The organism is Coprobacter fastidiosus (assembly GCF_982245605.1).
In genome coordinates this window covers 1-20,397 of sequence record NZ_CEVCIF010000057.1, presented here as the reverse complement: position 1 = coordinate 20,397, position 20,397 = coordinate 1, and the positions used below count along the sequence as shown (strand labels likewise).

General features: G+C 40.4%; 12 protein-coding genes. 2 read left to right on the top strand and 10 right to left on the bottom strand.

Translation table 11 applies throughout. From position 1 onward, the window contains the following. Positions 1 to 75: 75 nt before the first annotated feature. The 4 genes from topA to mnmC2 all read right to left on the bottom strand — a co-directional run bounded on the left by topA (position 76) and on the right by mnmC2 (position 8,338). Positions 76 to 2,421, bottom strand: a complete 2,346-nt coding sequence (gene topA, locus AC0UMU_RS12345; RefSeq protein ID WP_278714805.1) for a type I DNA topoisomerase — start codon at positions 2,419 to 2,421, stop codon at positions 76 to 78. A 376-nt stretch (positions 2,422 to 2,797) separates the two neighbouring features. Next, positions 2,798 to 4,534, bottom strand: coding sequence for a TonB-dependent receptor (locus tag AC0UMU_RS12340; RefSeq protein WP_022389688.1), 1,737 nt, complete (start codon positions 4,532 to 4,534; stop codon positions 2,798 to 2,800). A 20-nt stretch (positions 4,535 to 4,554) separates the two neighbouring features. Continuing rightward, on the bottom strand, positions 4,555 to 7,554 hold the full coding sequence (locus AC0UMU_RS12335) for a tetratricopeptide repeat protein (protein WP_278714801.1): 3,000 nt from the start codon (positions 7,552 to 7,554) through the stop codon (positions 4,555 to 4,557). A 115-nt stretch (positions 7,555 to 7,669) separates the two neighbouring features. After that, a complete protein-coding gene (gene mnmC2, locus AC0UMU_RS12330; RefSeq protein ID WP_022389690.1) occupies positions 7,670 to 8,338 on the bottom strand; it encodes a tRNA (5-methylaminomethyl-2-thiouridine)(34)-methyltransferase MnmC2 in 669 nt (222 codons plus the stop codon). Between the two features lie 81 nt (positions 8,339 to 8,419). Between mnmC2 and AC0UMU_RS12325 the strand changes: the two genes are divergently transcribed. Beyond that, positions 8,420 to 10,813: a TonB-dependent receptor gene (locus tag AC0UMU_RS12325; RefSeq protein WP_278714797.1), complete on the top strand. Its 2,394-nt coding sequence runs from the start codon at positions 8,420 to 8,422 to the stop codon at positions 10,811 to 10,813. Positions 10,814 to 10,851: 38 nt separating this feature from the next. On the opposite strand, the gene AC0UMU_RS12320 is transcribed toward AC0UMU_RS12325, so the two are convergent. Genes AC0UMU_RS12320 through mutS form a run of 3 tightly spaced genes read right to left on the bottom strand, consistent with a single transcriptional unit; the run spans position 10,852 to position 15,675 of the window. After that, positions 10,852 to 11,745, bottom strand: a complete 894-nt coding sequence (locus AC0UMU_RS12320) for a TIGR01777 family oxidoreductase (RefSeq protein WP_022600098.1) — start codon at positions 11,743 to 11,745, stop codon at positions 10,852 to 10,854. A gap of 50 nt (positions 11,746 to 11,795) precedes the next feature. After that, positions 11,796 to 13,058, bottom strand: a complete 1,263-nt coding sequence (locus AC0UMU_RS12315; protein ID WP_122304603.1) for a peptidase U32 family protein — start codon at positions 13,056 to 13,058, stop codon at positions 11,796 to 11,798. Positions 13,059 to 13,071: 13 nt separating this feature from the next. Further along, positions 13,072 to 15,675, bottom strand: a complete 2,604-nt coding sequence (gene mutS / locus AC0UMU_RS12310) for a DNA mismatch repair protein MutS (RefSeq protein WP_423767125.1) — start codon at positions 15,673 to 15,675, stop codon at positions 13,072 to 13,074. A gap of 298 nt (positions 15,676 to 15,973) precedes the next feature. Between mutS and AC0UMU_RS12305 the strand changes: the two genes are divergently transcribed. Further along, positions 15,974 to 16,813 (top strand): O-fucosyltransferase family protein, encoded by an 840-nt coding sequence (locus AC0UMU_RS12305; RefSeq protein ID WP_122304601.1) that lies wholly within the window; start codon positions 15,974 to 15,976, stop codon positions 16,811 to 16,813. 74 nt (positions 16,814 to 16,887) lie between these two features. Here the strand turns inward: AC0UMU_RS12305 and AC0UMU_RS12300 are convergent, their stop codons facing one another. From AC0UMU_RS12300 to AC0UMU_RS12290, 3 genes are all read right to left on the bottom strand, one after another. Next, positions 16,888 to 17,415: an NUDIX domain-containing protein gene (locus tag AC0UMU_RS12300; RefSeq protein WP_022600108.1), complete on the bottom strand. Its 528-nt coding sequence runs from the start codon at positions 17,413 to 17,415 to the stop codon at positions 16,888 to 16,890. Positions 17,416 to 17,426: 11 nt separating this feature from the next. Then, a complete protein-coding gene (locus tag AC0UMU_RS12295; RefSeq protein WP_022600110.1) occupies positions 17,427 to 19,121 on the bottom strand; it encodes a S41 family peptidase in 1,695 nt (564 codons plus the stop codon). Between the two features lie 71 nt (positions 19,122 to 19,192). Beyond that, positions 19,193 to 20,173: an adenosine kinase gene (locus AC0UMU_RS12290; protein WP_278583764.1), complete on the bottom strand. Its 981-nt coding sequence runs from the start codon at positions 20,171 to 20,173 to the stop codon at positions 19,193 to 19,195. Positions 20,174 to 20,397 lie beyond the last annotated feature (224 nt).

Here is a 20,397-nt window from a genome sequence, read left to right as displayed (position 1 = left end):
CCGAAATAAACAATAGCAAAAGGGGCTATCCGACTTTTTGGACAGCCCCTTTTTACGAGTTAGTTCTTTATGCTTTTATTTTGCTGATTTTTTGCTTGTTGTATGTTTTTTTGTTGCTGGTTTTTCTTCACTCTCTTTTATAATTTGCAAACAGGCTTCCAATGAAAGAGATGCCGGTTCGCTTCCTTTGGGAATTTTATAATTTTTCTTTTTATATGCTATGTATGCTCCGTAGCGGCCGTTCAGTATTTCCAGATCGGGCTCTTCCGTGAAACTTTTGATTAGTCTTTGGCTTTCTTGTTCCCGTTTTTGATGGATAATGTCGATAGCTTCTTCTAATGTCACGGAAAGAGGCTCGTAAGTTTTTGGTAAAGAAACATATTTGTTATCGTGCCGGATATAAGGTCCGAATTTTCCGATACCGACAGTTACGGGTTTATCTTCGAAGTTTCCTAATGTTCGGGGCAGATCGAAAAGCCTGAGTGCTTCGTCCAGTGTAATGGAACTCATCGATTGCCCTTTTAATAAGGAGGCGAATAACGGTTTTTCTTCGTCTTCCGGCGTTCCGATTTGTACCAATGGTCCGAATCTTCCTATTTTGACCGATACCGGACGACCGCTTTTAGGATCAGTTCCCAATATCCGTTCTCCTACCTTATGCTCCATTCGGAGTGATTTTGCTTCTTCTACAACCGGGTGAAATAATTTGTAGAAATTATCGATTGCATTCGTCCATTCCAATTTACCTTCGGCTATATGGTCGAATTTTTCTTCGACGTTTGCCGTAAAATTATAGTTCAAAATATCCGGGAAAAATTCGGTGAGAAAATCAGTTACGACTATCCCGATATCGGTAGGGAGTAGTTTAGCCTTTTCTGTTCCGGTGATTTCAGTCTTGGTTTTGTCTATAATCTGATTATTTTTCAGGGTCAGAATATTATATGATCTTTCTTTTCCTTCCCGGTCGCCTTTTTCAATGTACTCACGTTGTTGTATCGTCGATATTGTCGGGGCGTATGTTGAAGGCCGTCCTATGCCTAATTCCTCTAACTTCCGCACCAGACTCGCTTCGGTATAACGTGCCGGGCGTTGGGTAAAACGTTCTGTCGCCTCGATCTCGGATATTGTAAGGTTTTCGTTTATGTGGATAGGCGGCAGCATCTTGCTGTTGTTTTCTGTATCCGATTCTTCATCCTGAGATTCGAGGTAAACGCGCAAGAATCCGTCGAATTTTAAAACTTCACCGATAGCTACAAATTTTTCGGCTCTGTTCGAGATTTTTATGGTTGCTGTCGTTTTTTCCAATTCGGCATCACTCATTTGAGAGGCTATGGTACGTTTCCATATCAATTCATATAGACGTCGTTCTTGGGAAGGGGCATCGATCTCATGATTATTGATGTAAGTCGGACGAATAGCTTCGTGGGCTTCTTGCGCTCCTTTCGACTTGGTATGATAGTTTCTTATTTTCAGGTACTTTTCACCTAGCGTAGAGATAATCTCATCTTTTGCCGTATTGATTGCCAAACTGGACAAATTCATCGAATCGGTACGCATATAGGTAATGAACCCTGATTCGTAAAGACGTTGTGCAACCAACATCGTTTGAGATACCGAGAAACCGAGTTTACGGGCTGCTTCTTGTTGTAAAGTAGATGTCGTAAACGGTGCGGCAGGTGATTTATGTACCGGCTTTACGGCAATATCTTCGATTGAAAAATTTGCATTTTTGCATTGTTCGAGAAAGGCCAGAGCCTCTTCTTTTGTTTTGAAACGCTTGTTCAGTTCTGCATTTAGTTCGACAGGAACATTCTTTTCTCCCGGAATTAAAAAGGTCGCAATAACCCGGTATGCGGCTTCAGGAACGAAATTCTGTATTTCTCTTTCCCGTTCTACGATAAGACGGACAGCAACCGATTGTACTCGGCCGGCCGACAGTGCAGGCTTTACTTTTTTCCATAATACAGGAGAGAGCTCAAACCCGACGATTCGGTCGAGAACTCTTCGTGCTTGTTGTGCATCTACGCGATCCAGATCTATGCTTCTTGGATGTTCGATAGCGTTTAGTATCGCACTTTTCGTAATTTCGTGAAATACGATTCGTTTCGTATTTTCCGGTTTCAATTTCAATACTTCATATAAGTGCCATGCTATAGCTTCTCCTTCCCGGTCTTCATCAGATGCCAACCAAACGGTTTCAGCTTTTGCGGCCTCTTCTTTTAATGTTTCTACCAACTTTTTCTTATCGGCAGGTATTTCGTATATAGGAGTATAATTGTGTTCTATATCAATACTGAAATCTTTTTTCTTCAAATCGCGGATATGTCCGTAACTTGAGAGCACCTTGAAATCTTTTCCTAAGAATTTTTCAATGGTTTTCGCTTTTGCTGGAGATTCGACTATTACTAAATTTTTTTGCATATAGCAGTTTTTATTTTCTACTCTTGAGAGTTTGTTTCTTATTTATAACTGTTTTTTGAGGCACTTGTTTTTTTTCTCAGATTTATAGTGCCGTTTTTGTTTCTGAAATAATGAGAATAGGCTGAAAATTTATTCGATGTTATTTCAGATGAAATCGGACAAATTTCAAGTGTGCGGCAAAATTAGAAAAAAAACTGATTGAATTTCAGAACTTTTGCTGTTAAAAATTTTTATGATTATCAAAAACAAGGCAGTAAATAGAGTTTTTTCTTTGTGAAATATTCTATTTACCGCCTTTGTGATTTGCCTTTAAAGAGAGGTAATATTTGCAAATTTGTTTATTCTGTCTCTGTTTTTACAGCCTTTTATATCTATATTAGAAGCATACCCCTACTCCTGCCATGATATTGAAACGTTGTGCCGGCATTCCGTAGTACAGGTTGTAATGTTGTGCGAATATGTTATTGGCTTGTACCAATAAGTGAACACTGTCGTTGAAGCGATAGGTTGCTCCTAAATTGACATTGAAAATATTTTTCATTTTTCCGAAAGAGAAAAAATCTGCATCCGGTTTCAGATCTGTTTCTATAGTATTCCGGTATTCACGCCCGTTTGCTAAGTAAATATCCAGATCAAAGGCCAGATGTTTTGTCGCATTTACATCAAGACCCAGATTCCACTCGTTTACCGGAAGAGCTGTGCGTATCTTTCCTTTTCCATGTCGGTAATGCCATTCATTATGAGCCCAGTTGATCTGTGCCTTTACCCGATCTTTGTATTTGTAGTTTATATCGAATCCGACTTTCCAAGCATAGGCATCCATTGCGAAAAATGAAATGACATCTCGTGAAAGTACTCCGTCGTAGGCGATCAAAGTCCGGTAATCGAATAATGCATCTGTCGTTGTTTTTATTCCGGTGTATAAGTTTACATTAAAATTTGCCAGATAATTTGTTCTGAGTCCGAATGTCCAATCTGCCGGAGTGTAAGAATTTGTTGCCGGATGGGACGGGTCGGCATATATGCTCCGTACGGACATTTTGTTCATCGTGTTGAGCTCTTTGCCTCCTTCAAGAGAAGTAAACAAGAAGAATGATTTTTCGAACTCCCACTCCAGATTCAAATCCGGAGCGAAGCGGAAAGTCGTACCGTCATCGAATGAGATATCTACATTAAGTCCTGCCCTGAATTTCAGATTGTTTTTGGTAATATTGAAATTCGGATTTAGACGAATAACGGTATAGTTATATTGATCTTGACTGTAAATCAGGTTATCCATTCCTACTCCTAACCCGATGGCATAATATTTGCCGAACGGTGCACTGAGGTTAAAACGAGTCTCTATATGGTTTTCTGTCAGTCCGTTTTTATCCTCGTAAAGAAACCCGAGCCTGCTTTTATATCCGTTGTATCCTACCGATAAGTCATAATTCAGTTTTTCGTTGTCTTTGGATTCTATCCCCGTATGCAGAGAATATTGTTGCACGCGTTGTTGGTTTGTCATTTTGAATGTTTTCATACTTTCGGGAATAATATCCATTATTTCGGGGATAAGAGGCATTCCGTAATAATTGAAAGCATTGCTGCGGTATGCCCCTCCTATTTTCCATGACAATTTTTCGAAAGTATGTTTATAACTTAAATTCAGAATGTTGTCATTTCTTCGTTGAGTCACTTTTTTATCGTTTTCCAGATATTTTAGCTTTCCGTTTGTCGAACTGTGTTGATACCATACTCCTAACTGGTCGGTTTCACTGTCGAATATTCTGAATCCGGCATTGGCTGCGGCATTTAAATAGTTCCCCATTGCCAAATTTATATAGCTTTGTTTCGGATTGACGGCCGGTTGCATTCCGAAATTTCCGGAAGGGAGTATTTGCAGTATAGGCCCTGTAGTCATCGGTACAGCCCAATCCGAATAACGGATAGACGGTTTGGTGACTACGGGATTATCTATTTCGGGTAACGTGTTTATTTTGGAGGCGTCGTTTACGATTGGGGTAAATTCTTTCTCTATCGTTACTTCCCTTTTCAGGGATTCTTCTTTATTTTCTTGAGCCGAAGCAATACTGCAAGTCGACAGTAGTGCTACAAATACATACATCTTTTTCATAGGCTTTCTGTTTTACGAAGTTATTTACCTATTTGTTTCAATCGGTTTTCTATCATGTTTTGAATATCATCTTGAGCATTGTAATTGTTTTGAAGGCTCAAAAGGTATTGTTTTGCTTGGAAATTTTCTTTTTTGGCAATATTTATGTCCGCCAATAAAATAAATGCCCGGGCAAGCCAATATTGATGAGAAGTTCCTGCTTCGATGAAAAGGTTTATCTCTTTTTCGGCATCGGCACTTTTTTGTCGGTCGAAATAGTATTGGGCTAACCGATAGGCTGCTTCAGCTCCTTGGGAGGTACGGGTATCCCGGGAAAGAATTTTCCATTCTTCGGCCGCTTTATCGATGTTTCCTGTCGAAACAAGAGCGTTAGCCTTTTCATATCGGGCCTCGGACATCCATTCCGGAGAGAGATTCGGGTCTTCTAAAAGTTTATTGGCTATGGCTATTATTTCTTCGTTCTGTTTCAGTTCTTTTGCCATTCGCAATATACCGAGTCTTGCCGTGAGGCGGTTCTCTTTTCCTGTCGCTTTTATTTCGAGTACTTTATATGTATTCAGGGCGGTCGGATATTCTTTGCGGATAACCTGTATGTCGGACAGTTTGACCAATGTTTCTTCTGCTAACGGAGAATCCGGTTGTTGCAGCACTTTTTGAAGTTCGGCTTCGGCTTCGTCGTATTTTTTCTGATCATAATAGAAACTTCCTAAATAATAGTGTGCCGGAATCAGAAATGCTCCTTCAGGATAAGTCTGAATATATTTTATCAGTCCGTCTGCCGAAGAATTTGTAGGAGCTTTTAAAAACGCCCTTTCTGCCGCTAAGAAGGCTAATGAGTCGAGTTCGGAAACTTCATATTTCACTGCCCCTCCGAGAGATTCTAAATAAGAAGCGTAAGCTGCAATATCATTTTGGTCGAGATAAACCGCCTTCAAGTCATCGATAGCTACTTTAGCCTCATCGCTTCCGGGATAATTCCCTATGACTTGTTTATAAGCGGCAATCGATTTTTCCGGTTGGTTGCTATTGAAATATGCGATACCTAATTGTATGCCGGCTTTGCGGGCGGGTACTGTTTGGGGAAATTCCCGTATCAGTTTCTCAAAGACCGATACTGCCCGGTCGTTTTGTTGTATCGCCGTGTAGGTAAGCCCTTGTTCTAATAAAGCGTCATCAATGTATTCCGAGTGCGGATAGTCTTGTAAAAGATTCTGAAGTATAGATATTTTCTCATTATATTTTCTTTGGAGTCCCGCCATTATTCCTTTCTGGTAAAGCGCATAGTCTCCGGTCGTCGGAGCAATTTCTCTTGCTTTGGCATAACTCTCTTCTGCTTGTGCAAATTGCCTTGCAGAGTAGAAACAATCTCCGATTCTGTTCCATGCATCGGCTATCATGTTTGTTGCCGAACTCTCTTTCGAGGAATTGACATATTGTTGGAAACTGTTTCGGGCAGAGACGAAATCGTGCTGTTTGAAATATGCATACCCGAGATTATAACGAGCTAAAGGATCGATGTTTTTGTTTGAAGAAAGGTATTGGCGATAATTGGCTGCCGCATCGGCGAATTTCCCTTCGCGGTAGTCGCATTCTCCTTTCCACAGATATGCTTGTGAGCGGGCATTTGCATCATAATTGCCCAATTGAATCGCACTCGAAAAATATTTTCGGGCTTCAGAAAGATTATTGTTCGTGAAACTTTCAGTACCAAGCCGGAAAAGAATGCGCTGTTTGGCTTTCATAATTTTATCGGTGGGCCTTTTGATTTTGTTGATAGAGTTCAATGCCGCGCCATAATTGCGGGATGTCATATAAACATCGACCAGATAATCATTAATTGCGTCTGCATATCTTGAAGAGGGAAATAGATTTAGAAATTTCTCGAAAACAGTTACCGATTCTCCAAAAGGAGATACTGTGCTCTCGTGAATATTCAAGGCATAGTTGTATAATGCCGTTTCTTGTACTTGACGGTCGAAATCATATCGTGAAGCTATGTCGAAGGCAAGTCGCGCATTCGTTTTATCTCCGGTTTTGAGATAACTTTGTCCTAAATAGAGATATGCGTTTTGCATTAAAGCGTCATTACCTGTCGTTGTCTGTTTCAGATATTCGATGGCAGACGGGTAATTCCCTGATTTGAAATATGCAATGCCTAATAAATATAAACTTTCGCGTAGCGGATCTTTTGTGTTCGTTACATAACGGTTCAGATATTGGATAGCGTTATCGTTATCTCCTTCATAGTAATAGCTTTCTCCGACAATGCGGTTTATCTCGGAGTTGAATTCATGATCGGGATATTCGGATAATAATTGTAGCCCTTCTTGTATAACTTGACCGTATTGTTGATCATTAAGAGCTATTTGGGCTAAATAGTATTTCGCATTAGCTCCGAACTCCGGGTTGCTTTTTACTTGAGAAAAGCCGGCTTTTGCTCCGTTGTACTGTTTGCCGGTGTAATCGATATAGGCGTTGTAGTATATCGATGCTTCCCGGTATTTTTTCCCTACCGAACTAAGTGCGGAAAAATAAGGCTTTGCTTTTTCTGTATTTCCGCTTTTTAGTTGTGATAATCCGGCTCTGAAAAGGTACTCCTCCTGATCTTCGGGAGATAATCGCTCCATATCTACTAAAGCGTATTGGCGATTGGCCTTTTCATATTTCCGGTCGAATAGGTAAAGATTCCCGATCAGCATCCGGGCTTTGGGGATACCGGAGGACCAACCGTATTGTTCTATGAATCTTTCCAAGAGCTTTAAGGCTTGCGGACTCCGGTTGGCATAGGACGATACGGCAATCATATAGTCGGCTTCCTGATTCAGTTTCGTGTCTTTACTGAGTGTCTTGAAACGGGTCAATAAATCGATGCATCCGTTATAATTGTGTACCTGAAACATTTTCTTCCCTTTCGCAAAAATGATATAAGGCGTTTCACTTCGGTAAGACACTTGTCCCTGAACGGAATACAGGGATAAACTTAAACAGAACAATAAAGTATATAATAAACTCCGTTTCATGTCGATTTACGTTTTGTATAGATTGTGTTTGCTTTATCAAACAAAAATAAAAAAACTTTATGGTTGCTGTCTTAACTTCTTATTTATTAACTTTATTTTTTCAATCATTTGTATTTTATGGTTTTATGGCCCTCAATATTTCCCGTTTCCCCGCCGGTGGACCTTGCAGCCTTTCCACGATGAGTCCTGCTCTTTGTAACCGTCTTCTTACCTCGCCTTTTGCACAATAAGTTGTGAGTATTCCTTGGGATTTCATCGATCGGCTTATTTTTTCGAATATCTCTTCACTCCATAAATTCGGCTGTTTTTCCGGAGCGAAAGCATCGTAATATATCAAATCGAAAGATTGGTCGGGTAAAATTATTTGTCCCATATCTCCCTTTATTTTGTGTAGAGTGAAATTCGGTGTTATTTCGATCGGTTTATCCCATTCTGCCAGATGTATTGTTTCGAAAAGCGTTGCTTGTTCCGGAGCGATCGTGTCTTGATATTTGAGGCTGTTTGCCTGTTCTGTTGTCAAAGGATAGAGTTCTATTGTGTGGTAAACGGTTTTTCTTTGAAGCTTTTCACATTCGAGTAATGTGAGAAAGGCGTTTAGCCCTGTTCCGAACCCGACTTCGAAAATTGTCAAAGGATCGGCTTTTGAATAGTAGAATCCTGTTTGTATGAATATATGCAACGATTCGGTTAGTGCGCCTTTGACGGAATGATAATGTTCATCTATTTCGGGAATATATAGTGTCGCCGATCCGTCTGCCGTTATTTCGATTTGAGGTTGTTTCATATATTTTGGAGCTTTATGAAAAATAGAACTAAATTTGTCCGCATTTCGTTATTTTACACAAAGGTATAAAAACCGGATGTTATGAAAAAGTTCTTTATTTCTCTTCTTTTGATGTGTTTATTCTTTTTTGACGGACAAGCACAGCAAACTTATGCGGTAAAAGGGAGAGTGGTGGATCGGGAGAGCCGAGAGCCGTTGTCTTTTGCATCGGTATCTGTATGGAATTCTACGCAAGGAGTAATGACGGACAGTCTTGGAAATTATGTGATTGAGAATCTTGTTCCGGGAATGTATCGGTTACAGTTTTCTATTGTCGGTTATAGAACCTGCGTGACACCGGAGTTTAGGGTTTCATCTCATGATTATCGCATCGATGCGGAGTTGGAAGAGAATCAGGTCGATTTGAAAGAAATCGAGGTGGTCGCATCTCCGTTCAGAAGATCGTTGGAAAGTCCTATTTCCTCCCGAGTGATCGGATTACAGGAGATAGAGAAAAGTCCGGGAGCTAATCGGGATATTTCTAAAGTCGTCAACTCGTTTCCGGGAGTAGCTTCTGCTGTCGGAAACGGATATCGAAATGATTTGTTGGTACGAGGGGGTGGTCCATCCGAAAACCGGTTCTATTTAGATGGGGTGGAAATTCCGAATATAAATCATTTTAGTACACAAGGAGCTTCGGGAGGACCTGTCGGCATTATAGATGCCGATTTTATTAGAGAGGTTAATTTTTATACCGGAGCGTTTCCTGCCAATCGGGGAAATGCGCTCAGTTCGGTATTGGATTTTAAATTGCTCGACGGAAATACGGAAAAACGTACCGTAAAAGCTACAGTAGGAGCATCTGAAGTATCTTTGACATCTAATGGCTATATTACCAAGAATAAAAAAACAACTTATCTGGTATCTGTGCGACAGTCTTATCTGCAACTTCTTTTCAAAGTGCTCGATATGCCGTTTCTTCCCCGTTATACGGATGCTCAGTTTAAAATTAAGACTCGTTTTTCTCAAGCTCATGAGCTGACATGGATAGGATTGGGGGCTATCGATAATATGAAATTAAATACCGATACAGATCCTAAAGATGAGTCTAAACAATATTTATTGAATTATCTTCCGGTAATTAAGCAGCAGACGTACACACTTGGAGCTGTGTATAAACATTATGCCGGCCGGCATACTCAAACGTTGGTATTGAGTCGGAGTTTTATGAATAACAATAACCGAAAATATCTGAATAATGACGAGTCTTCTCAAGAAAATCTGACCTTACGTTATAATTCGGATGAAATAGAGAATCATTTCCGTTTTGAGAATCGTTCATTATTTGGAAATTTTAATGTAAATGCCGGTGTGAATTTAGATTATGTGACTTATACAAATCGGACTTTTCAGAAAATTTTTTCGGAGCAGGCGAAAGAGATTCTCTATGAGACAGATTTGAATCTTTTTAAATGGGGCGTTTTTGCAACTGCCGGATATGAGTCTCCGGATGAACGTTTTACGGCTTCTCTCGGTGTCAGGTTTGATGCGAATACATACTCTTCTAAAATGAATAATCCGCTCAAGCAGTTCTCTCCCCGACTTTCCCTTTCGTATAATTTTTTTCCGAATTTTTATCTGAACGGAACAGTCGGGCGCTATTATCAGCTTCCTGCGTATACGACAATGGGTTATAAGGAATTTGGTATATTAGTGAATAAAGCAAACGGATTATTGTATCAACGTTCTGATCAAACTTCACTCGGAGTGGAATATCATTTTGGGAAAAACGCTGAAGCTACAATCGAGGGTTTTTATAAAAAATATAGTCATGCTCCACTTTCCTTGCAAGATGGCATTCCTTTGGCTTGTAAAGGTGTAGATTATGGCGTTTCCGGGAATGAGGCGGCTGTTTCTACTGCACGTGGAAGGGCTTATGGAGTCGAGTTTATGTTTCGCTGGTTTGGCAGTGGAAAATTTAATTTGTTGACTTCATATACTTATTTCCGCAGTCAGTTTATCCAACCATCTACAGGGAAATACCTGCCTTCAGCTTGGGATAACAGGCATTTGCTTACTCTATCGGGCACTTATAAATTACCGAAGAATTGGGATATCGGGTTAAAACTCAGGGTTATGGGCGGAGCTCCTTTTACACCGTATGATGAAAATCTCTCTTCTATTGTGTCGGCATGGGATGCTACCGCTCGTCCTTATTATGACTACGATTTGTATAATACCGGGCGTTTGAAAACGTTTTCTCAAATTGATTTCCGCCTTGATAAATCGTTTTATTTTAAAGGAGTAATGCTCGGTATTTATATCGATCTGCAAAATATCGGAAATTTTAAATATGACAGTCAGCCCGTGTTGGTAAGTACGGGAGTTGTCGATCCGCAAATATACCCTGACGGAAATCAACATTATAAAATGAAATATATCCGGCAGCAGAGTGGTACTATATTGCCTACGCTGGGACTGACAGTCGAGTTTTAGAGTTTATATGTCGACTCGGATAAAATTTAAACAGGTTTTTAATATTCCAATACATGGGAGGTTATATCGGACTTTTTTTCACAAAGGCGGTCTAATGCATCACATATATTGGTATATTCGAAAGTGAAACCGTTTTTTTCTAATTTGTAAGGAATGGCATGTTGTCCCTCAGTGAGTAGTACAGATCTTTCTCCTAAGATCGCTCTGAGCAGATATGGCGGAATTGTCCATAATACCGGACGACGAAGCTCTTGCCCGAGGGATTTTGCCCATAGTGCATTGTCTGTAATATCCGGTGCCGAACAATTTAAAACACCTTTCAATTCGGTATGTTCGATGATGAACCTGTAGATGCGTAACAGATCGGTTAACATTATCCAAGGAAAAGCTTGTTTCCCTGATCCTATTTTCCCTCCTAACCCATAACGAAACAAAGACGCTAAAGGCGGGAATATACCACCGTCGGTTGATAATACCGGAGCTAAACGGGTAATGACCAGACGAGTTTGCGGGGTTACTTGTTCTGCTTCTTTTTCCCATTTACGGCAAATGTAAGCTAAGAACGTAGGTGTGTAAACTTCTGCGTTTTCGATATAAGCGCCATCTGACGGATAATAGCCTATTGCAGACGTGGATACGAATAGGGATGGAGGAGTTGGCTGTTCGTTAATTGCCGCAACAAGCTTAGCTGTTGTTTGTATGCGGCTGTTGAAAATCTCTTTTTTATATTCACGAGTCCAACGGCGGTTTAGCGGAGCTCCCGCCAGATTGAATATGCGGTCTGCTCCATTGAGTTTATGAACGAGAAGATCGAATTTACCTGTAATGAAATCTTCTCGAGAAAGGGTTATGATTTCGTCACCGATGCTTTTTAACATGGAGCAAAGGTGTTGTCCTATAAATCCGGATGCTCCGGCTATTATTGTTTTCATACGCTTATATCATTTGGGAAATCCTCGGAATGATATAAGTTTTTCATTCATCAGGATTTCCGGTTTTTTAATTCTGCCGAGTCCACCCATTTAAAAAGTTTGTCGGAAGGTCTTATCTTTTCGTTTAATTGTATAGAAAACCGTTCTCCTTTTACTGTTTTGTTTACTGGTTTAAGATTTACCCTTATCTCTTCGACTTTTGCCGTTATCGCTCCGGTTGTAGGCCCTGTAACCAGAATTTCTTCTCCTACATTCAGAGATGAGGTCTCCATTTGAAATTCGGCTACTCCCAGTTTAGAAAAATATTTGATTCCTTTCCCCAAATATACTTTGACTTTGGTTGCTTCAGAACCATAGTTTTTGCTCCATTCTCCGAGCCGTTGTCCTAAATAGTAGCCATTCCAGAAACCCCTGTTGAAAACAGTGGACAAGCGGTTGTTCCAGTTTTCGATTTTTTCATCGGTGAAACTTCCGGATAAGCAGGCTTCTACCGCTTCCCTGTAACATTCGGTTACGGTGCGGACATATTCTGCTCCTCGGGCACGTCCTTCTATCTTAAAAACTCTAACACCAGAATCGATCATTTTGTTTAAAAAATGGATCGTTTTCAGGTCTTTCGGGGACATGATATATTGATTGTCAATATCCAGTTCTACCTCGCTGTCTTTATCTTTTACCGTATATCCCCTCCGGCATATTTGCATACATGCTCCCCGATTGGCAGAGGCATTCATTTCGTGCAGGCTCAAGTAACATTTTCCCGATACGGCCATACAAAGAGCTCCGTGTGCGAACATTTCGATGCGGATAAGTTTTCCTCCCGGACCTTTGATTTGCTCGTCGCAAATACGTTGATATATGTGAGATACTTGATTCATGTTCAACTCTCGAGCAAGTACGACTACATCTGCGAATTGGGCATAGAATTTTAGAGCTTCGGCATTAGAAATATTGAGCTGTGTCGAAAGATGCACTTCTACACCAATGCTTCGGGCGTATGTCATTGCGGCTACATCGCTTGCAATGATCGCCGATATTTCGGCTTCCTTGGCTGCATCGATAATACTTCGCATTAATGTGAGATCTTCATCGTAAATGACCGTGTTGACGGTGAGATAACTTTTCATGTTGTTTTCTCTGCAAATACGGGCGATTTCGTGCAGATCGTGTATTGTGAAATTATTAGATGAGCGGGCTCTCATGTTCAGTCCTTCTATGCCGAAATAAACAGAGTTAGCTCCTCCTTGAATCGCTGCGGTCAGCGATTCATAAGAGCCTACCGGAGCCATTATTTCAAAATCGGTTATGTTCATTTTAATGAGGTATTTATTTTCCGGTGATAATTTTCCGGATATCGTTGAGTTTGTTCAAGGCCTCCATCGGTGTCAGATTGTTGATGTCGATATTTATGATTTCGTCTCTTATCTGACTCAGAACGGGATCGTCGAGCTGGAAAAAACTGAGTTGCATGCCTCCTGCCGCAGCAGGAGTTATTTCCGGCGTCTTTTTAGACACAGTTCCTTGCCGATTATTGCTTTCGAGTTGTTTCAGTATATCCCCTGCCCTTTTGACGATACTTTGCGGCATTCCCGCCATTTTGGCCACATGGATACCGAAGCTGTGTTCACTACCGCCTTTTACCAGCTTTCGGAGAAAAATAACTTTGTTATCTATTTCTTTGACCGAAACATTATAGTTAGCGATTCGTTTGTAGGTCTTCTCCATGTCGTTAAGCTCATGGTAGTGAGTTGCAAAGAGTGTTTTGGCATGAGCTCTCGGATGTTCGTGAATATGCTCTACGATTGCCCATGCGATCGATATTCCGTCATAGGTACTTGTCCCTCGTCCCAATTCATCGAAAAGTACCAGACTGCGGTTAGATATATTATTCAGAATATCAGCGGCTTCGTTCATTTCTACCATGAATGTAGATTCTCCTAAAGAGATATTATCTGAAGCTCCCACCCGTGTGAATATTTTATCTACGACACCGATATGTGCAGCTTCGGTAGGAACGAAGCATCCGATTTGTGCCAAGATCACAATCAGGGCGGTTTGTCGTAATAGTGCCGATTTACCTGCCATGTTCGGCCCGGTAATCATTATAATTTGTTGTGTATCATTGTTGAGCAATACATTATTCGTTATGTATGATTCTCCCGGCGGCAGTTGTTTTTCGATAACGGGATGTCTGCCTTCTTTGATGTCTATCTCTAAAGAATCGTTTACTTCGGGACGGATATAACGGTTTTCTTTTGCTATTTTTGCAAACGACAGCAAGCAGTCGAGTCGGGCTATTTGCGTGGCATCATGTTGAATGGCAGGTATGTATTCATTCAATGCCAGTATAAGTTCATTAAATAGCCGGGTTTCGAGAGTTATGATCTTTTCTTCTGCACCTAAGATTTTTTCTTCATACTCTTTTAGTTCTTGAGTAATATAACGTTCGGCATTTACTAAGGTTTGTTTCCGTATCCATTCTTCCGGAACTTTGTCTTTGTGCGTATTGCGAACCTCTATGTAGTAGCCGAATACGTTATTGAAGCTGATTTTCAAACTCGGAATGCCTGTTCGTTCTATTTCTCTCTGTTGGATATGAAGCAGATAATCTTTTCCGGAGTAAGACATTTCTCTCAGTTCATCGAGTTCAGTATTTACACCTTTGCAGATAATTCCTCCTCTGTTGACTAACGTCGGAGCATCGGGATTTATCTCTTTCTCGATGCGGTCTCTTATCAGCGAGCAGGGGTTTAATTGTTCTCCGATACTTTGTAGAACAGGTTCTCCTGATCGGATGCAAATATCCCGTATCGGCTCTATTGCCGATAACGCTACCTTGAGCTGTACCACTTCCCGAGGAGAAATACGGCCTACGGCCACTTTGGATATGAGTCGTTCCATATCTCCGATCAGAGAAAGTTGCTGGTCTATTTCTTCTTTTACCTCCGGTTCTTTAAAAAAGTACTCTACAACATCCAACCTTTCGTTTATGGGACGTATATCTTTTAGTGGAAATACAATCCAGCGTTTGAGCATACGTGCGCCCATCGGACTTGTTGTCCGGTCTATGACATCCAATAGGCTTTTACCGCCTTCATTCATCGTATTGAGCAATTCCAGGCTACGGACTGTAAATTTGTCGAGGCGGACATAGCGTTCTTCTTCGATACGAGAAAGAGCCGTTATATGAGAAATTTGTTTATGTTGTGTAATATCGAGATAATAGAGCAATGAACCGGCGGCAATGATCCCGTTCTTTAAAGTATGAACACCAAATCCTTTCAGATTTTTGGTTTCGAAATGTTTTAATAATCGGTCGGTTGCCGCGTCTTCGGTAAAGATCCAATCGTCTAATTCGAACGTGAAAAATCTAGTTCCGAAGTGTTCTTCGAATTGTTTTCGTTTACTGCGCTCGAACAGAACTTCTTTAGGGCCGAAATTGTTGAGCAATTTGTCTATGTAGTCATAATTTCCTTCTGCAGTCAGAAATTCTCCGGTAGAGATGTCAAGGAATGCAATTCCGCAAATATTTTTTCCGAAATGAATGCCTGCCAGAAAATTGTTCTCTTTATGGTTAAGGATGTTGTCATTTATGGATACTCCCGGAGTTACTAATTCCGTAATACCCCTTTTTACCAGTTTTTTTGTCAGTTTGGGGTCTTCGAGTTGCTCACAGATGGCCACTCGTTTACCGGCACGGACGAGCTTGGGCAGATAAGTATCGAGTGCATGATGCGGAAATCCGGCTAATTCTACGTATTGAGCAGAGCCGTTTGCTCTTCGGGTTAATGTGATTCCTAAAATTTCAGATGCAGTTATGGCATCTTCCGAAAAAGTTTCATAAAAGTCTCCTACCCGAAATAACAATATAGCGTCGGGATGTTTTCCTTTCATCTCGATGTATTGCTTCATCAGCGGAGTCTCGACCATTTCTTTTGCCACAGCTTTAACGATTTATCGGTTGTTGTTATGCATTATTCAGACAAGCAAAGATACGGATATATTGTGAAAAAAGAAAGTTCGGAAAAGATCGTTTCTTTTGAGGTTATCGAGAATTTATCTTGGAGTCTGTTTTAATTTTCTGTAAAGTAATCTCTTCATGATTATTTGTGAAATCTTTTTATCCATAAAATTTAAATGGCTGTTTGTTCTATTTGTCAGATTCTGAAATATCTTATATTTTTGCATATACCCTGTTCGGGATGAGATTAATTGAAAGCTATATATAATGAATCAGGAAAATAAAGAGGTCTGTTTGGTTCCCGTCGGAGGTTTGGCGAACCGAATGCGTGCGATTGTTTCGGTTTTGAATGCTTGTCAGAAAGCCGGAGTGAAGTTGAAGATCGTATGGTTTCGTAATCGGGAATTGAATGCTCCTTTTTATTCGTTGTTTAATCCGTTGAGAAGTTTAAATGTTACGGTAAAAGAAGCTGCTCGAATTGATTTTCTCCGTTATTATCGTCCGGTGAAAAAAAATCTATGGCTTTCTAAATATTATCTTCGTTCGCATTTCGATAAGGTATTGAGTATGACGAATTGTATTCCTATCGTGCGGGATGAGCAGAATCTTGTGAATTTGATTTCTGAAACGGAGCGTTTATATATAGAATCTTGTTATGATATGGGAAGTTATCGGAACATAAGAGAGATTATGTCTCCTAATCGAAGGCTGTCCCGTAGAATTGATGATTTTGTTGCTGAACATTTCGGAGAACGTACTATCGGGGTTCATGTTCGCCGAACGGATAATAATAAAGCGATACAGAGCAGTCCTTTGGAACTGTTTATAAAAGCGATCAGGCACGAATTAGAAATAGATGGGAATGTCCGTTTTTTTGTCGCTTCCGATTCGGACGAGGTTAAACATGAACTTTTAGACAGATTCGGAGATCGCATTATTACGGTTTTTGAGAGTTGCGATCGGAATAGCCGACAGGGAATAGAGAACGGATTGACCGATTTGTACTTACTTTCGCGGACATGCAAGATTTATGGTTGTGTCGGAAGCTCTTTTACCGAGGTTGCTGCTTTGATCGGAAATATCGAATTGATCGTGCTGTCGATATAGAATTTTGTTTTGGGAAAGATATATTCCGAAGTTTACCTTCTGCACAGAAAAAAGAGATAAAAACTAATCGTGTTTTATTTCTCTTTCTCTTTGATGATTCTTCGAATCCCTTTTTGTATAGATGTCAGACCGAATTGTGACGGGTCTATCTCGTTTCGGGGTATGAACCATGCTTCGGTTACATCATCTTGCGCTGTAATACCGGATGTTTCTAATACATCGCATTCGAAAAACAAATCCATAGTAGGAACATTCAGTCCTGAATATTTATAAGTATTAGGCAAAGAAAACAGATATCGGGTTGCCGTTACGGTAAGTCCGGTTTCTTCTTTGACCTCCCGTATAACAGCTTCTTCTGCCGTTTCGTTCAAGTCTGTAAATCCTCCGGGCATATCCAATGTCCCTTTTGCCGGATCTTTGGCTCGTCGGCATACGAGAATATCGCCTCTTGTATTGGTTATTACTGCCACAACTGCAGCTTTTGGATTTATGTAATCAATGAAGCCGCAAGTTTCGCAACGTTTCGATTGATTGTTGTTTTCGATGAATTTATTCGATCCGCATACGGGACAAAATCGAAATAATTCTAACGGGTGTGACATTACTTTGGCTTCTATTTTTTAGATTTTAAATTTTGATTTATATTCAGTATTTTGTTATAAGCTGCCTTGTCATTTAATATTTCCAAAGCTTTGTCCAGGTCTTCGTCTTTTCGTAATGATTGACGTATTTCTCCTTTTTGATGATAATATCTTTTTACTATTTCTATAGTAAGCAGTTCTTCTATATCTTTTCGGAAGGTATCGAGATCTTTGTCTAAATTATGGCTCAGCTTGTTTTCAAGAGCTTTAAATTCTTCGGATGCTTCGTCAAGATAGCCTTCGAATTGTGCTACTTTTCGCAATTCGTTGAGTACTTTGTCGCTTTGACGATCATATTTAAAGTCCTTGCTTTTTACAAATTCTTTGAAATCATTATAATCTTCATCTGTCAGTTTAAATTCTCCTATGGGAGCTATTGTCGGATGCTTTGCCGCATATCGGTTGGCATAGTCGAAGATTATCAAATCGTTTACTAAATAGAAACAGATATTTGCTGGATTCTCTTTTTCGACTTCGATATCCGGTTTAATTCCTCCTCCGTCTCTCACAATACGACCGTTAGCTGTTTTAAAGGCTGTGGTCAAACTATCGGGAATGCGTCCTACGCTTCCGTCCGGATTACGGTGCGAATAGTCTATTGCCTGTATTAAACGTCCACTGGGAATATAGTATTTTGCCGTAGTTACTTTTAGTGTCCCGTTGTACGGAAGTGTCCGGGTGGATTGTACTAATCCTTTCCCATAAGTTCGTTCTCCTACGATGACTGCCCTATCGAGATCTTGTAGTGCTCCCGATACGATTTCAGATGCAGAAGCCGAACCGCTGTTCACCAATACGACAAGCGGTATTTCCGTATCGATGGGCTCTTGAGTAGTTTTGTAGGTTCTGTCCCATTGTTTTATTTTTCCACGAGTGGAGAGAACTTCTTTTCCTTTGGGAACAAAATAGTTGACGATCTGTACAGCTTCCTCCAGAATTCCTCCGGGATTTCCTCTCAAATCGAGTACCAAAGATTCTATTTGTTGATTCTTTTTAAGATCTAACAGTGCATCTTTTACTTCTCCGGCAGCCTTGTCCGTAAAGTTAGAAAGATATATATATCCGGTTTTATCTCCGACAATTCCATAATAAGGAACAGCATTCATCTGGATCTTTTTCCGGGTGATTTCTTTGGTAATAGGTTCTTTGACATCAGGGCGTTCGACAGTTACTATGACAACCGTGTTTGCAGTGCCTTTAAGCATTTCACTGACTTTGTCCGATTTTAATCCGTGAGTGGGAGTTCCGTCAATTTTTATTATTTTGTCTCCCGGTTTCAGTCCTGCTATTTGTGCCGGCATACCTTCATAAGGCTCGGATATATAAGTGTCGCTGTCACGATAAACGATTAGCGAGCCTATACCGCCGTATTCTCCGGTCGTCATAAACCGGAAATCTTCTTTTTCGGATTCGGGGATATAGTTGGTATAAGGATCGAGACTTCCTAACATGCTGTTTATTCCTTTGGTAATTACCTTTTCCGAGTTTATCGTATCGACATAAAACATATTCAGCTCTTTCATTAAAGCATTGAATATTTCCAGGTTTTTGGCAATGTCGAAGTTTTTTTTGTCCGGAGTGAATGACCCGAACAAAATTATTGCTGATAAACAGACTGCCGGAATGCCGGCTTTATTTAAAATCGTTCGTTTGTTAAAACGTATCATTTTTATCTCGATTATAATTATTTTGTTTTAAAGCCTATATTAAACAGGCTCTAAGGTAGAAAAACTCTTTTCTATTTTCTTAAAATTTCTCCGACTTTTAACTTTATTTCATCCCAACGCTTATCATCCATGCCAGTCCCGATGACTTCTATAACATTTCCGGAAAGAATCGATCCGATTTTTCCGGCTGTTTCAAGTGGCAGATTCATGGATAGTGCATAAAGAAATCCTGCGGCATACAGGTCTCCGGCACCTGTCGAATCGATACATTTCGCTTTAGTCGCTTTTACTTCGGTATAATAGTCGCCCTGTTGTATTATAGACCCGTGTGAACCGCATTTTACTACTGCAATGTCGCATTCCCGGGATAAGATCGCCACGGCTTCTTTAGCTTCGTGTCCGGTATAGGCATAGGCTTCTTCTTCGTTTGCAAAAGCGATATCGATATATTCCCGGATCAGTTCTTGGAAAAAGTCGTGATTTTCTCTGATGACATTGTAGCTTGCCATATCCAAAGAAATTCTCAGTCCGGCTTCTTTAGCCAATTGAACGGCACGGCGGATTAGGTGCGGATCTTGTACCAGATATCCCTCTATTTGCAGGAGATCATATCCGTTGAACATTTGAGGAGAAAGTTCTTCTGCCGTAAGAGTTGCTGCTGCTCCGAGATAAGTTCCGAAAGTGCGTTCTCCATCGGGAGTGATTAAAGTCATAGCGCATCCTGAGGCAATATCTCCTTCGATAAGGTGGGTTTGTATTCCGTGATTTTCGAGAGCTTTACGATAGAATTTCCCATAACTGTCATGGCCGATTTTTCCTATAAAACCGGTTTCTATCCCCATACGAGTAAGCCCGGATAATGTATTGGCGGTAGATCCTCCGCTTGCCATGAATGTGTCGAAGTCCTCGAACATTGCCATTATTTTCAATAACTTATCTTCATCGATCAGTTGCATTCCTCCTTTTAGAAGTCCCATCTCTTGGATACATTCGTCAGAGTTCAGAATTGCTAATACGTCTGTCAGGGCATTTCCCAGTCCTATTACTCTCATTTGTCTGTTTTTGTCGTGCCTTTTCCGGCCGGCACAATGTTTGATCTTCCGATTTATTACTGTCTGTAAAAACGGGTATTTTATGTGAATGAAAAATTTTTCTGCAAATATATTGCATAATTGGAAATAACACATTACTTTTGCACTGCATTTTTAAGGGAATGTAATCTTCTTCAGTAGCTCAGTCGGTTAGAGCATCTGACTGTTAATCAGAGGGTCGTAGG